General features: G+C 47.0%; 14 protein-coding genes. 10 read left to right on the top strand and 4 right to left on the bottom strand.

Features of this window, described 5'->3' with window-relative positions; genetic code table 11:
* Window positions 1-20: 20 nt before the first annotated feature.
* Window positions 21-233 carry a DDE transposase family protein gene (locus H6F73_RS10725; protein WP_347239515.1) on the bottom strand — a complete coding sequence of 71 codons (213 nt, stop codon included), beginning with the start codon at window positions 231-233 and terminating at the stop codon, window positions 21-23.
* Between the two features lie 207 nt (window positions 234-440).
* Here H6F73_RS10725 and H6F73_RS10720 point away from each other — a divergent pair, with 207 nt between their 5' ends.
* Complete coding sequence (locus H6F73_RS10720) at window positions 441-1157, top strand: Uma2 family endonuclease (RefSeq protein WP_190758763.1); 717 nt, start codon at window positions 441-443, stop codon at window positions 1155-1157.
* 69 nt (window positions 1158-1226) lie between these two features.
* Here the strand turns inward: H6F73_RS10720 and H6F73_RS10715 are convergent, their stop codons facing one another.
* On the bottom strand, window positions 1227-3293 hold the full coding sequence (locus H6F73_RS10715; protein WP_190758762.1) for an elongation factor G: 2067 nt from the start codon (window positions 3291-3293) through the stop codon (window positions 1227-1229).
* Between the two features lie 23 nt (window positions 3294-3316).
* Between H6F73_RS10715 and H6F73_RS10710 the strand changes: the two genes are divergently transcribed.
* The 3 genes from H6F73_RS10710 (at window position 3317) to H6F73_RS10700 (ending at window position 5859) form a co-directional block, all read left to right on the top strand.
* A complete protein-coding gene (locus H6F73_RS10710; RefSeq protein WP_190758761.1) occupies window positions 3317-3481 on the top strand; it encodes a hypothetical protein in 165 nt (54 codons plus the stop codon).
* A 475-nt stretch (window positions 3482-3956) separates the two neighbouring features.
* The gene (locus tag H6F73_RS10705; RefSeq protein WP_190758760.1) at window positions 3957-4877 is read left to right on the top strand and encodes a tetratricopeptide repeat protein; all 921 of its coding nucleotides are present in this window, start codon (window positions 3957-3959) and stop codon (window positions 4875-4877) included.
* Window positions 4878-5406: 529 nt separating this feature from the next.
* Window positions 5407-5859, top strand: coding sequence for an ATP-binding protein (locus H6F73_RS10700; RefSeq protein ID WP_190758759.1), 453 nt, complete (start codon window positions 5407-5409; stop codon window positions 5857-5859).
* A 36-nt stretch (window positions 5860-5895) separates the two neighbouring features.
* On the opposite strand, the gene H6F73_RS10695 is transcribed toward H6F73_RS10700, so the two are convergent.
* The gene (locus H6F73_RS10695) at window positions 5896-6213 is read right to left on the bottom strand and encodes a DUF6439 family protein (protein WP_190759604.1); all 318 of its coding nucleotides are present in this window, start codon (window positions 6211-6213) and stop codon (window positions 5896-5898) included.
* 51 nt (window positions 6214-6264) lie between these two features.
* Here H6F73_RS10695 and H6F73_RS10690 point away from each other — a divergent pair, with 51 nt between their 5' ends.
* From H6F73_RS10690 to H6F73_RS10670, 5 genes are all read left to right on the top strand, one after another.
* Window positions 6265-6654 (top strand): DUF2203 domain-containing protein, encoded by a 390-nt coding sequence (locus H6F73_RS10690; protein ID WP_190758758.1) that lies wholly within the window; start codon window positions 6265-6267, stop codon window positions 6652-6654.
* A gap of 74 nt (window positions 6655-6728) precedes the next feature.
* The gene (asnS, locus tag H6F73_RS10685) at window positions 6729-8120 is read left to right on the top strand and encodes an asparagine--tRNA ligase (protein ID WP_190758757.1); all 1392 of its coding nucleotides are present in this window, start codon (window positions 6729-6731) and stop codon (window positions 8118-8120) included.
* 1527 nt (window positions 8121-9647) lie between these two features.
* Entirely contained in the window at window positions 9648-9992 is a 345-nt protein-coding gene (locus tag H6F73_RS10680; protein ID WP_190758756.1) for a PadR family transcriptional regulator, read from the top strand.
* 169 nt (window positions 9993-10161) lie between these two features.
* Window positions 10162-10698 (top strand): cofactor assembly of complex C subunit B, encoded by a 537-nt coding sequence (locus H6F73_RS10675; protein WP_190758755.1) that lies wholly within the window; start codon window positions 10162-10164, stop codon window positions 10696-10698.
* A gap of 44 nt (window positions 10699-10742) precedes the next feature.
* The gene (locus tag H6F73_RS10670) at window positions 10743-11924 is read left to right on the top strand and encodes an exonuclease SbcCD subunit D (protein WP_190758754.1); all 1182 of its coding nucleotides are present in this window, start codon (window positions 10743-10745) and stop codon (window positions 11922-11924) included.
* On the opposite strand, the gene H6F73_RS10665 is transcribed toward H6F73_RS10670, so the two are convergent.
* Complete coding sequence (locus H6F73_RS10665; RefSeq protein WP_190758753.1) at window positions 11921-12064, bottom strand: hypothetical protein; 144 nt, start codon at window positions 12062-12064, stop codon at window positions 11921-11923. The genes H6F73_RS10670 and H6F73_RS10665 overlap by 4 nt on opposite strands.
* Before the next feature lie 49 nt (window positions 12065-12113).
* Here H6F73_RS10665 and H6F73_RS10660 point away from each other — a divergent pair, with 49 nt between their 5' ends.
* On the top strand, window positions 12114-15176 hold the full coding sequence (locus H6F73_RS10660) for an SMC family ATPase (RefSeq protein WP_190758752.1): 3063 nt from the start codon (window positions 12114-12116) through the stop codon (window positions 15174-15176).
* Window positions 15177-15233 lie beyond the last annotated feature (57 nt).

The following is a 15233-nucleotide window of genomic DNA, read 5'->3' as shown; positions in this document are numbered from 1 at the left end:
AAGTCCTCAATTCAAGACTTTTACTGAGGCTTGCATTTGCCGGTTCTAATTAACCCTACACGACGGGCAATTGCTTCGTCGGGTGATGTATAGGGACCCCAGCTTTCAACAATGTTGGGGTCTTCTTTTTGTTCAATCTGTCCGGCAGGAAGTATATCACAGCTACCCTGCGGACGTTTGACGATATACCAAGTTTGTGAATTTTCCATAATTGCCTCAAAATTTGTTTCCATAATATCTTTAATTTTCCCGAATAACTAAGTACAGTTCCATCTACTTCCACTGGATTAATTTGGCTAGAATTTTTCATATTTGGCCTGCTTTTTGATGGGTTTACTGGTTGGTTGACTTATTATTTGTGCACCCAGCATCAAAATTCAGTCCAGACTCGCAAAAGTTGAAACTGATAAACTTAAATTAACCGAATCGCCCAAAATCCTATGCTGATCCAAGAGCCATCTTCTATCTCAGAAGACATCATCTACCCCGACAGCGACGGCGAACCGATGGCAGACAATACCAAACAATTTGAATTAATTGTATATATCAAAGAAAACTTAGAGTTACTGTTTGCCAATGAACCCAATGTATTCGTCGCCGGCGATCTTTTATGGTATCCCGTCCAAGGTGATAATAAAATCCGTCAAGCACCCGATGTTATGGTCGCTTTAGGCCGGCCAAAAGGACACCGGGGTTCCTATAAACAATGGGAAGAAAACAATATTCCTCCGCAAGTCGCCTTTGAAATTTGGTCGCCGCGAAACCGGCCTTCTCAAATGGCCAAAAAATTCGATTTTTACGAACGCTACGGCGTCGAAGAATACTATATATATGACCCGGATACAGCAGACTTAACCGGCTGGCAGCGTCACAACGATAAATTAGAATTAATTGACGACATGACCGATTGGGTCAGTCCTAGACTTGGTGTGCGCTTTGAGCTATCGCAAGATATTCTGATTATTTATCGCCCAGATAACCAGCCATTTCTCAACTTTATAGAACTTGACCGGCAGCGACAAGAGGCAGAAAACCGCGCACACCAAGCAGAAGATCGCGCTCAACAGGCAGAAACTCAGCTAGAAGAAGAACGCCGGCGAGCACAAGCCTTAGAAGCACGACTGCGGGAAATGGGCGTTGATCCCAACCAATTGTAAGCCGGCAAAAAAAAGCCCGTGTGCCGGCACGGGCTTCATTTGTCATTGCTAAATTAATCGGCAGGCAAATTAGTGATTATTCTTACCATTACCATTGCCATTCCCTAGCACCCGCTTCGCCAAAGGTTCTGGCACCTCTTGCAAGTGATCAAACTGCCAGTGGAAGAAACCAACCCCCATCGTCAGGGAACGCAACTCCACAATTAAATCCTGCATTTCTGCTTGCGGCAAATAAGCCGAAACCTTATCCCATCCCTTCCAATCAGAGATCGGTTCATAGCCCAAAATTTGGCCACGACGCCCGCTAATTAGCTGCATCATTTTAGAAGTAAACTCATTTGGCGCACAAATCTCAACCGAGGAGATTGGTTCCAGCAGTGTTGGCTCACACTTGGCCATCCCCTCTTGCATCGCCAGACGCGCCGCTTGCTTAAACGCCTGTTCCGAACTGTCCACCGTGTGGTAAGACCCATTCGTGAGCGTCACCGCAATATCCACCACGGGGAATCCTAGCGGGCCATGTTCCAGAAATTCCCGCACGCCGGTTTCTACGCCAGGGATATACTGCCTCGGCACTGCACCGCCCACAATTGTCTCACTGAAATTAAAGCCTTCTCCACGAGACACCGGCTTAATATCTAGATAAACATCCCCAAACTGGCCATGTCCGCCGCTTTGATGCTTGTAGCGCCCATGTACCGAGGAAACTGGCTTGCGAATCGTTTCCTTATACGGAACGTGCGGCAGATGCGTCACCATCGGCAGATTATATTTGCGCCGTAGCCGATCCAGGGCAACCTTCAGGTGAATCTCACCTTGTCCCCAAAGAATAATTTCGTGGGTGTCTCCATGTTGCTCCCAAGCCAGGGCGGGATCTTCTTCCAACAACTTGGACAGTGCGCCGGTCAGTTTCACTTCATCGTTGCGCTTTTCGGGGGCAATGGCCAACGCGAACACCGGCTTCAACTGTTCCGCTTTGGGCAATTCACTCGATGCCTGCCCACTGGTGGTTAACGTATCGCCGGTTTTGATCCCCTCCATCCGCGCCAGCGCCACAACCTCGCCGGCACCAGCTGTCTGCAAACCTTGCGTTTGCTGGCCCATCATCCGGTAAAGGCCGCCGGCACGCACGCCATTGAGTACCATTCCATCCGTAAGCTGACCCTGCCAAACCCGCACCAGCGACATCTTACCGCCTTGAGGTGTGTAATACGTTTTCAGCACTTGGGCCAAGGGTTCCGTGGCATGGAGGATAATACCTCGGCGTTCTGCCGTTGTTTCCGGTGCCGGTGCTTCCCGCAACAGCGCCTCTAAAAGCGGGCGCACTCCATAATCTTGCTCAGCTACGCCAATAAACACCGGCACAATTAAATCCGCCCCCAATTCCATCTTCAAATCTTGGATAATTTCTTCTTGGGACGGATTAATTTCCTCTAGCAATTCTTCTAGCAGGTGATCGTCAAAATTGGCCAACTCTTCTAACATTTGAGTTCGCGCCGCTTGTTCCTGCTCTTTTAAAGACTCTGGCATCGGTACCGGATCTGCCGGCGCACCAGGGTGGTAGTGGTAAGCCTGTTCACTCACCAAATCGATAAAGCCGACCACCTGATCCCCTTGGCCAATGGGGTATTGATGCGGCACGATGGGACGAGAAGAAACCGACTTAAGCGCATTTAGCACTTCTATAAAGTTGGTCGTGCAGCGAACCTCGTCTGTACAGACCCGATCCATTTTATTAATGAAGACTAAGTGCGGGATCTGCCAATCATCAAGGAATTTAAACAAAGGCGCTAAAGTTAGAACCCGTGCCGGATCGGGTTCACAGACAACAACCGCCGCGCCGGCACCGATTAAAGCATTATAAGTTTCTTGAGCAAATTCTACTGATCCCGGACAGTCGAGAAACGTGAAGCGAATATCACCGTATTCTGTACTCGCGGCAGAAACCTCTACACTCATCTGCCGGTCACGCGCTTCAGTTGAACTGTCGCCAACTGTGTTTCCTTCTTTGACACTACCTTTACGAGAAATCGTGCCGGTGACGAACAATAAACTTTCGAGTAATGTCGTTTTTCCACTTAAATATGGGCCAACAATTGCGACGTTACGCAAGCCCGAAACAACTTTTTGGTTCATACTTCCTCCCGAAAATCCATACGATGCAAGTGTTTAATAAATTAAGCAACTGGCTGAATGTTCTCCAAGAATTTTCTGATAACAATCAGTCGAAAAATTTGATCCCTAATTTTCTCAATCCGCTAGGTTTCCTCGCAACAGATGAGTTTGCTGTTGGCGTTAGATATCAGGAAGCCGGTGTAGGTTAGTTTGCCAATCTGATCGCTGCCGCCCCTGCGCTTAGCGATCCCAGCAGTTCCTGATGAGTTCTTTAACGTCTCCTTTATGTTTTTGAGATTACCTTATTCTTACGCCTTTGAAATAAAAACTGTAGTTTCTCTTAAACTTATTTTTCATACAAGTTAAAATATATAAATTATTGCAAATTATTGCTAACTTTTGTAATTCAAACCCAATGCAATCACAAAAACTATCAACAAGATGCTATCCAAAAAGTTAGAACAAGTTTGTACTGACAAGTTTTTTTTCCATTCCCCGGATCACATTACCACTCTCTGACTCTCTCCTACTCTTCTACTCTCTTACTCTTTCCCACTCAGGACTCAGGACTCAGGACTCAGGACTCAGGACTGAGCACTCTAGGAAGCCTTAACATTTAGGCAAATAACAGTTAAAAAAATTAATAGAACTGTGTGAAACCGAAAGTTGGAGGCAGAAAACTGGATGCAATTATCATTTAAACCCAAGCGCAGAGGGTGGCTGGCTGTAATGCTGTGCGTCGGGTTTGGCACACCGGCAGCCTTAATGCCGGTGTTTGCTGAGCCAATCGCTCAAGCTCAGCAAAATGGCAGGACAGCCGGTGAATTGGTCAACCAAGGGCTGCAGTTAATTCAACGTGGCCATGTTCCCCAAGCAACAGCCGCTTTCCGGCAAGCAACCGAATTAGAGCCAAACTTGGCACCGGCACATTACAACTTAGGACTCGCTTTGCGGCAGCAGGGACAGCTACAAGCCGCCGCCGATGCCTTTCACAGAGCAACGCAAGCCGATCCCCGTTTTGCCCTTGCCTACGCAAATTTAGGGGCAGCGCTTTTAGAAGGCAACAACCTCACCCAAGCGCGAGAATACTTGCAACGCGCAGTCGAACTTGATCCCCAACTCGGATTAGCCCGCTATAACCTCGGTTTGGTGCTAGCGCAGCAAGGCTTAGTAGAAGAAGCCATTACCTCCCATACACAGGCGATCCAGTACAGCCCCAAAGCACCAGAGCCGGCTTACCATTTGGGCTTAGCTTACCTGCAACAAGGCAACCTCGATAAAGCCAAAGACGCTTTCCGCAGAGCGATTAAAATCACCCCCAATTACCCAGAAGCCCACTACAATCTCGGCTCCATCCAATTCAACCAAGGTGAGCTAGAAGAAGCCATCAAGTCCTTCCGCCGCGCCTCTGAAGCCAATCCTAACTATGCCAATGCCTATTATGGTGCTGGGCTGGTGTTTCTGCGCCAGGGTCGCTATAGCGAGGCGCAACAAGTTCTGCAATACGCCAAAAGTCTCTATGCTGCTCAAGGTAACGCTCAGTGGGCTGCCAGCGCTGAGGAGCAGTTGCAACGCGCCCGCAATCCGAATGCCCCGCTTCGCTGAGTCCGCTCGTCTATAAATTTATGATCGCTTGAACCTCTTGATTTATCAAGGTTCCAAGCGTTATAAAGGAAGAGGGAAGCCTATTTTTATCAGCTTCTAGGCCAAACCCTCTAGTTTTTTCAGAGCATTTCTGTACAATAAAAGAGGAAGGCAGTTAGTGATTCAGGTCACAAGCATGGTGTGGTTTATCTGGAGATTAAAAATACCTTGAAGCGAACCAAGCCTGCTGATGAGAATCACCAACAACCAAGCGTTGAATCCAGCTAACGACTCAGCTAGGCAGAGCCGGCCTGAAGGCTGAATCCTTCTGGTAACTGCCCGCTTTATGAACTAAACACTCTGCTTCACCGGCAGCATAGCATTTTCTAACTGTGAATTGTAAATATTGGAACCCAGCTTGTGAACTCTGGTGAGCGCAATGAGTTGTTGACTGACTCAAGGCAGGAGTGCAACATGACCGTTCAATGATTTCAGGGGCATTGCACAGCCAAATTAAGTCTATCCACGTCTAAGCTGCGGGGTTTTACTTGTGATTGCTATCTCAATTCGTCCCCAGGAACGTACCTTGGGAACTATTAGCTTTGCCTCCACACTCTATCTTTGCCCAATTCTAGATTTACTGCTTGCAGAGATTCCCGAACAATGGCGAGCGGAACTCCGCTTAGGTCTTCAAGAAGCATTAGTAAACGCCGCGAAGCATGGGAATCAGCTCGATCCCAGTAAAACGGTTGCCGTCCGTTTCTCCGCAATCGCCGATCAATACTGGTGGACAATCACCGATCAAGGTGATGGCTTTACGCCTCCGCCGTGCAATTGCCCAACAGAGTACAACGATCAGCTACCCTGCGATGAGGGAGAGTGTGGGCGCGGATTGTTTATCTTATATCAAATTTTTGATCAAGTCCACTGGAACTCCGAAGGGACAGAACTCAGACTTTGCAAAAAAGTGGGTAGTCGTTCCCGGCTACCCCTTGTTTCTTAAAATTGCCGGCGCTTAACAACCGACCAAACACAAACCTTATTGTTCCCGCTTGTGGCCATGAGTCGGGCAAGGCGGTGCGGATACCGAGCGATCTAACCAGCCAACCGCTTGTTGGAGCCTCCCGATCGCTTCCTCCGGGTTGTCTTTAAGCAGAAATACCAGAGCGGCGGCGACTTGCTCACGTGCCCGCGCGGGGCGGTTAGACTTTAATCGGTGCCAATCTTTTTCAGTGATGGCCAATCGCTCTGCTAGTGCTTGGGCTAATTCCAAAGTGCTAAATTCTTGCAGGTTGCCGGTACGAGGACTCTCTAAACCGGCAGAAACGATGGCGCGAGTGGGCGTAGAGTCAGGCATACTAAAAGCAGCATCCAGGGTTGACATTTACCTATACTCTACAATGCCGGCATGAACTCCACTCCTGAACCCTCCTCCAGTGATCCCGCTCATCCCGCCTCAAGCAACCCAGAGGAGCAAGACTTTGAGCAAGCGCTGTTAGAAACTGAGAGCTATCTTCAAGCGCTCAAAGAACGTTATCAGCAAATTCAGCAAGATCGTAGCCGGCAGGCAGAACTTCAGGAACGCCAAAAGCAAGTGAAGAAAGAACTGCGGCAAACTCGCAGCCGGCAACTGCAAGACGAATTGCGGCGAATTCAAGAAGAATTAGAAACCATAGAACTTAATTTAGAAAGCAGCCTGTTCACTTGGGGTAGCCTCAAAGAACCCTTTTGGCAAGCCGTGCGCTTCGGAGGACTCGGCATTGTTGTAGGCTGGATATTAAAATCTTGTACGGGATAGACGCTAAAAAATTATCCCTTGTCTGCCCTATGCGGGCAGGCAAATCAGCCATCACTCAAAATTTAAAATTTTTTATGGTAACTCGACGCATTGCAGAAATATTGCGGAATGGCCAACCTGATGAGCCGGCAACCATTCAAGGTTGGGTACGCACCAAACGAGAATTGAAAGAATTCACCTTTGTCGAGGTCAATGATGGCTCGTCAATGGCCAACCTGCAAGTCGTACTCAATCCAGATTTGCCGGCTTATGAAGAAAGCCTCAAAAAGCTCAACACCGGCGCATCCGTAGAAGTCACCGGCAGCTTAGTCGCCTCCCCCGCCAAAGGACAGCGAATTGAGTTAAAAGCCTCAGAGCTCAAGGTTTATGGCGAAGCCGATCCCGAAACCTATCCCCTCCAGAAAAAACGCCACTCCTTTGAATTTCTGCGGACAATTGGCCATTTACGCGCACGCACCAACACCCTCGGTGCAGTTTTCCGAGTCCGCAATGCCTGTGCCACCGCCATTCACCAGTTTTTTCAAGAACGGGGTTTCCTGTGGGTGCACACGCCCATTATCACCGCCAGCGACTGCGAAGGTGCCGGTGAAATGTTTAGCGTCACCGGCTTAAACCTCAAGCAGATCCCCCACACCGATCAACAAGAAGTAGACTATACCCAAGACTTTTTTGGCAAGCCGGCTTATTTAACCGTCAGTGGACAGCTAGAAGCCGAAGTGATGGCAATGGCGTTTAGCGATGTCTACACCTTTGGCCCAACTTTCCGAGCGGAAAACTCCAACACCTCGCGGCACCTCGCAGAATTTTGGATGGTTGAGCCAGAAATGGCCTTCTGCGATCTCGAAGGAAATATGGATTTAGCCGAGGCGTTCCTGAAGCACATCTTCAAATCCGTGTTGGAAAATTGCCCTGAAGATATGGAGTTTTTCAACCAGCGAATTGATAATTCAGTTCTTGCCACTGCTGACAATATTATCAATAATCAGTTTGAGCGCATCACCTATACAGACGCGATCGCCTTACTGGAAAAAGCAGACCGGCAATTTGAGTATCCCGCCACCTGGGGTGTAGATTTGCAGTCAGAACACGAGCGCTATCTCGCTGAAGAATTATTCAAAAAACCGACAATTGTTACAGACTATCCAGTAGGCATCAAAGCGTTTTATATGCGTTTGAACGATGATGAGAAAACCGTTCGGGCAATGGATGTCCTCGCTCCCAAAATAGGAGAAATCATTGGCGGATCGCAGCGGGAAGAACGCCTAGACATTTTAGAACGACGCATTCAAGCTCAAGGCATGAATCCAGAAGAATTATGGTGGTATCTCGATCTGCGCCGGTATGGGACAGTGCCTCACGCCGGCTTTGGTTTGGGGTTTGAACGCTTGGTGCAATTTATGACCGGCATGGGCAATATCCGCGATGTAATTCCCTTCCCCAGAGCACCCTTAAGCATCGAGTTTTAAATTCTATTACTCGCGCGTCGAATTATGGGGTGGACGATGTCCATCCCAATTCGCTTTGGCAGTCAAGCGGGAGGAAAGGAAGAAGGAATCACAAATATTGAAAAGGTAATTCTGCAAAGAAAGTCCAGGTTATTTAAACGTAAGCCGACTCGTTAATCTCGCTACAACCGGCTCGCATCCAGTTGAGATGCGAAGATAATTTTTATGCCAATCTACTGCACATAGATTTTCCCGCCCAACCTCTGTGGCGGCAATCTGTGACGTGCAAATGTGTAAATTTCTTTAACATCAAGTTCGCGAAAATAACTGTTATTAATTTCTCTCCCCTTCTCTCCCTCTCAATACTGATTCCCTCTTTCCCTGACCTTGCCGGCATCGAGCTTTCTAAATTTTTAATCAGAGGTTGATGAACAAATTTCCTGTTAGTCCGTCAGGAGTCAGATGTGCTGTTGTTAGGATTATCGCATTTTGTCTCAGAGCTGCCGGCGAGATGCGAAAGCAGTGCCAACCCAATGTTCTTATAGGTACGCAGTTCATCGAATATTTAAAATAAAAGCTAGTAATTATATCAAAATATTGGTTTCATTTCTGTTTAAAAATATTACTTTTCAAGATTTGCCGCAGCCTCTAATTGTAAGAAAAATTTATTCAGTAAATTCACTAGATAACGAAATTAGTGAATTTACTGAGGCGATTTAGGCATCTGACGAGTTAGCCATAGAAAGAAGACAGCCTCTTGCCGGCTGCAAACTTCACGCTCCTAAATGTACTTAAGCCCACCCTAATCTTTAAGCTGCACGCCGTTTTGCACATTGGCACCCGCTGGTTTACTTTGAGGCTTAAGCTTTAGTCATTACCCATATTCCTATGTGCTGTCCTGACACCAAAATTATTAGCTTTTGGTGAGCAGGAGAGTTGTGCATTGCTTCTGTTCATTGACTGTAATTTTTAAAGGGAAATCTATGTAAGAAGTAATTTTTTTAAAATTTTGAACTTAGAAGATTTAAGCGTAGCGGGTTTTTTCTTTGTCTATGCTATTTTGATTGACGACGGTAAAATTCAACGGTGAATGAGAGCGTAATGTTCAGCAGTTTCAACTTTTACGGAATTACACCAACTCAATTATCTGAGGCCACCGAGCGGCCCAATTCGTTATGCAGAGGGCAATGCAAGACTCATAGCCGTAACAAATGCACCAGAGTTTCTCCAGCTTTTATCACTTTGGAAAAAGAAAAATATTTTTTTGTGCTGAAAGCAAAATTATGTCTGAATTGAGGGTGAGAGCAAATGGTTTGGGGGTTCCCCAACATGGCTCAAGAGCGCCAAAGCCTTGGAAACAAAGGGTTGGATATTTTGCTCTGACGAGAGTAACAAAAGACAGCGGTTGAAATTTCCCTGCTGTATCTTTCGTGTGCTTCACGACAAAGTTTTGATATTGGGGTTTTGGGGTCGTTGTCATGTCAAAGTTCACAGCAACAGTGAAGTGTTTGAGTCACTGTCAGATGGCAGGTTCAAGGGGAGAAGCCGATGAGAATTGACGATGTCTATAAATTTTTTCAAGAGCCTCGCCCCATCTATTTGAATAAGGAACTCACGGTGTGTTATGTCTTATCCATGTTGCTGCGAGGCGACTCTTACGGGACAGAACTGATTCAAAAGCTAGAGGCGGAGTACCCAAATTACCGGCTGTCTGACACCGTACTTTACAGCGCTCTCAAATTTCTTGAAGACGAAGGGGCGATCGAAGGTTATTGGAAAAAAGTGGAAGGACGCGGACGCCCTAGGCGGATGTACTTAGTTTCTGCGAAGTGGCACTCTGAGGCCAAGAAATTAGCCCATCTTTGGCAGAAATACGCGGATGGGCAAATGTAACGCCCTGAAATTTAACCTAAGAAATTCGCAGCCGGTGTTGTAGGGGTAGGGTTTATCCCCTTTTCTTTCGGCAGGGACGCTGCCAAATGCCCCCACCGGCCTTTTTTCTCGTGCAGTTTATCTCCGTAACTTATAAACTTATGTAAAGTACGACAGTGTAATTGAGTTTATGAATCCTCCGATTCTTTCATCGACATTCCTGCTGACATTGCTGTTGGCAGTTGGTTTGTTTTTCTTTATTCGAGCCTCTGTCAAAGACAGAACCGAGGAAGTCAAACTCTTTTCTGAGCAAGCAGAAGACTCTCTTTTAAGCGAATTGCGGCAGTATTTCTCCCAACGCGCCTACCGAGTTGCGACAGTGGATGCGGCACAGAACCAAGTCACGTTTGAAGGATATGTCCGTCCGAGTTGGTTTTTGGCCATCTTTTTAACGCTGCTGGCGGCAGTTGGCATTCTCTGTCTAGCGCTGATTTTGTCGGTGGTGTTTCCCCAGATCGGGCGCGTCTTTCTAGGATTGCTGCTTCTGGCACCGGCATCTGGATTTTTTTACTGGCAAAAAGCTGGGCGCACAGAGAAAGTGTCTGTGAAAGTTGAAACGGCTGCCGGTGTTGAACCGGGGATGCAAAGCGCGATCGCAATCAAAGCGCATCGAGATGAAATTGCCGAAATGCAGCGGGCTTTGCCTTTAAAAATCGGTCGGGATTAACAGTCCGCTTTCCTTCTTTAGCCCCAAAAAAAGCTCCTCACATTATGCGAATAATTCACACCGCTGACTGGCATCTTGGACGCCGGCTTAGAGGCATTGATCGCACTCCTGAAATTGCCGCCGCATTGCAACAACTTTTAAAACAGGCAATTGCGGAAGAGGTCGATGCTGTGCTAATTGCGGGAGATATTTTTGATGTCCCTAACCCGCCGGCGTATGCTGAACGAATTGCTTATCGATTTTTTTGTGATTTGCAACAAGCCGGCATTCCTGCAATTGCGATTGCCGGCAATCATGACAGTCACGCCCGGATTGACAGTATTGCTCAACTGCTTTCGCTTGCCGGTGTTCGCGCTTTAGGCAAACCTCGCACGGCTGCGGATGGCGGCAGCATGACGCTTAACACAAAGAGCGGTAAACTTTGTGTCGGAGCCATGCCGTTTGCTTCAGAACAAAGGCTGCTAGATGCAGATGCTTTATGGCACGCTGATGATGTGGAGCGACGCCAAAGTTATCGAGAAATTGTGGCATATCTCCTCGAAGATTTAGCCAGGGATTTTAGAGATAATACTGTTAACGTTCTGATGGGACACATGAGCGTTGATGGAGCCAGAATTGCCCATTCAGAAGTTCCGTATTACACGCGAGATAAATATCTTCTTTCATCACAAGCCTTGCCGGCAGCCGCTCAATACATGGCGCTTGGTCACATTCACATTCATCAGCGCATTGCAGCAAATTCACCGGCTTATTATTCCGGTTCTCTGATTCAATTAGATTTTGGAGAAGCTGAGCAGCAAAAAGGATTTTGTTTGATTTCGCTTGAGCCAGGATCGCAGCCAGAAGTGGAGTTTAAACCGTTATTAGCCCACAAGCCTTTAAAAGTGATTCAATGTCATATTGATGCGCTAGATGAGACGTTAGAAGCGCATCAATATCATCCGGGATATTTAAAGGTAATTGTCCAGATGGAGAGTCCTAGTATGGGACTGGCGGATCGCGTGCGCCAAATTTGCCCACAAGCGCTGTTAGTTGAACCTCGCTATTCAGAAGTGCCGCAAGAACGCCAGAAAAGAGCGGTTAATATTGACCCGAATCACTTTGAGCCGGCAGAGGAATTTTTCAACTATTATCAGAGCCGACTAGGTTTAACGCCTAAATCTTCAGTTTTGGAGGAATTTAGTAATTTATATAATAAGCAAAAAGAAACAAATCTGTCTAATTAATTTCCTGTTTCCAAGGCAGTATCCCAATTTTGCAGCAGTAGGGCGTTAGCGCAACGTGCCTTCTTCCCATGCCCAATGCCCAATGCCCATACCTTTAGGTTGGCGAAGCCTTGCCCCATGCCCAATGCCCCATGCCCCATCCCCAACCACACCTTTCCCAGCGCGACTTGATATAAAACCTAAACCTTTATGCGTCCCCTAGAACTTTTACTTGAAGGATTTACCAGCTTTCGCCGTGAACAACGTCTGGATTTTTCAGATCTAGATTTATTCGCAATCACCGGCGCAACAGGTGCCGGTAAATCTTCCTTGCTGGATGCCATGACTTACGCGCTTTATGGCACAACTGCCCGCACAGGAAAACAAGTTAGCGATTTAGTCAGTCAGGGAGCAACTAATTTAAAAGTTCAACTGCGTTTTGCAGTGGGTGGATCGCAATATCGAGTAACGCGCCGGTGGCGATATCGTGCGAGTTCTCCGGAAAATAAAGTGCTGTTGGAAGGGTGGCAAAATAGCGAATGGGAAACTTTAGGAACTAGCACGGTTGCTGTTCAAAAAACACTAGAACAGATTTTGGGGATGGATTTTGACACCTTCACACGGGTGATTGTCCTGCCACAAGGCAAGTTTGATGAATTTTTAAAAGGTGACACAGCAAAACGCCGGGAAATCTTGCGATCTTTGGCAGGATTTGAGATTTTTGAGCGGATGCGGAAGGAGGCGGCTGAGTTAGCAAAACTGCTGAAACAAGAGCGGGAAATGCTCGAACGCCGGCTTGCTGAATTGGATGCGCCGGCTCTTACGGAAGTGGATGAAAAGCAAGCACAACTCACCCTTCTAGAGCAAGAGATGCCGGCATTCAATCAAGCAGTTTTAAATGCTCAGAAAGCGCTTGATGAATCTGAGCGGATATTCACGCAAATCACCCGCTTCAAAGAGTTACAGCAGCAACTCGCTAATTTAAATATTAAATCCTCTGAAATAGCAGCCTTGCAAGTGCGCTTAGAGCGAGCGCAAGCTGCCAGTCAGTTAGAAAAAGATTGGGCTTTAGTCCAAGAGGCTCGTGCTTCATTTACAAATGCTGAAAATATTGCTCGCACTGCATCCGTTGCTTTCAATCAAGCACAATTTAAACTCAGCATTCAACAGCAGCAACTTGAGGAAGTCCGAGCGCATAATGAGGCAGTAGCTCCTCAACTAAAAGCCCGTGAAGATGCCCTTGCGGCTGCCAAAGCTTATGAGGAACAGCGCACTTCACTAGCCAAAGAAGTGGCGATGGCACAAGCAACGCTACAGGAAAAAAATCGTCAGTTACAAGCTGCTCAAAAACAGATAAAAGCGGCTGAAACTAAAGTTCAAAATGCTAACCTGCAAATGGCCGAATCGAGGGCATTACTGTCTCAGCACTCACCTGGAGGAGAACGGTTAGAACAGCTTAACAAGGTTGCTCCTTTATTGATAGAATATCAAGTGATAGAGCAACAAGTAACCACACAGCAAAAGCAGTTAGAAAAAATAAATCAAGATCGGGAAACTGCTGAGCAAACTTACAAAGCAGCCGATTTGAATCTGATAGAAACTCAACGGGATTTACAACAGATTCGGGCGGCGTTAGAAGCGGCTGAGCAGGCAAATGCTGAAGCGGCACTTCGAGATCGCGCTGCTGGCTTACGGATGTTGTTAAAACCGGGAGATTCTTGCCCCGTATGCGGAAGCGAACATCCGGAAATAGAGAATTTGCCGCCGGTGCCGGCAGTCACGGTTGTAGATATCGCCCCATTGCGAGGACGTGAAACTGCCGCTCAACGGGCACTGCTAGCGGCTCAGATGGCGGCAACGAAGGCGGAAGCAGCACTGGAGGCGCACAAGCAGAAAGCGCTGGATTTGGCTCAGGCAACGGCACAGACGCAGCGAAGGATCGGCGCATTACAGGAACAAATCAGTGCTGTGCTGGGGGTTGAGGAGTGGCAAGCTAAAGAGCTAACGCGGGAACAGGAGGCGCTTCAAGCCGGCGATGTAAAATACCGGCAAGCAGAGCAACAATTACAAAAAGCCTCTGCTGAAGTGGAATCGGCACAACAAACGCTACAGTTTGCCCAACAGACTGAGATTACGGCACAAACAGAATATCAAACCGCAACCGCAGAAGTCGAGCGCCGGCAGCAACAGTTACAATCCATTGCTGCCAAACTTTATGAACTAACAGACAATCAGCCTTACGAAACTTTGGCAAGTAATTTAGCACAGCAGCAGCAAGAATTGGCAAGCCGGTTGAAAGTCGCGGAAACTACCTATCAAACTGCTTATAACAATTTTATTCAATTAGAAGAAAGAGCCAAGCAAGCAAACGTTGCCCTTGAGCGAGCTGGTAAAAAACAAGAACAGTTAAATGCTGAGTGGCAAGAAAAACTTTTAATTGTTAATTTTACCGAAGAGACATTTTTAGCTGCCGGTGCCGGCACCAAAGAACAATCAAAATGGGAGCTTGCTATCCGTGAACATCGGGAATCTAAGCTTCAGTTAGAAACGCGAATTAAAGATTTAACTGAAGTTATCGGAAATCGGCTGACAGATGAAGGAGAAATCGCTGAGCTTTCCAAGATGATCGCGCAGTATCGAACAGCAAAGCTTGCAGCTGAAGATAACGTTAAACAAGCGCAAAACAGGCGAACAGAACTTTCAACTTGGATTCAAGTCGCCGAACAAAAACTAGAAGAAACTGAAAGGCTACTTACCGAGCAATCAAATTTAGCGGAACACGAAGAAACCTATCACACCCTCGCTCAAAATCTCAAATCTAATGAATTTCAAGCCTATATTTTGGAGCATTTAGAAGATGAGTTAGTGACTCGCGCCACACTTTTGCTACGGGAACTCACAGAAAACCGTTACGCCCTAACGATTCAAGATGGAGAATATTGGGTAGAAGATAACTGGAATGGCGGTGAACTCAGGCGCGTGCGAACCCTTTCTGGCGGTGAAACCTTTGCCACTTCTTTATCAATGGCGCTGGCTTTATCAGAAAAGTTATCCCAAGGGGCGCAGCTAGGCAGTCTGTTTCTGGATGAGGGATTTGGGACTTTAGATGGAGAAACTTTGGAAACTGTTACGCAAATTTTAGAATCTTTGCGGCAGCAATCGCGGTTAATTGGAGTGATTACCCATGTTCGAGCCTTGGCAGAAAGATTGCCCACTCAAATCAAGGTTTACAAGTCCCCGCAAGGCTCTCGAATTGAAGTTGAGACACAATAATAATATTACTTTAAGTCTCAAATCTCGCCCTTAAGTAGTGGGATCATCGCTAAAATC

This window comes from Microcoleus sp. FACHB-68, assembly GCF_014695715.1.
GTDB lineage: Bacteria > Cyanobacteriota > Cyanobacteriia > Cyanobacteriales > Oscillatoriaceae > FACHB-68.
The sequence above is the reverse complement of the archived record's forward strand: the minus strand, read 5'-3'. Positions and strand labels throughout refer to the sequence as shown.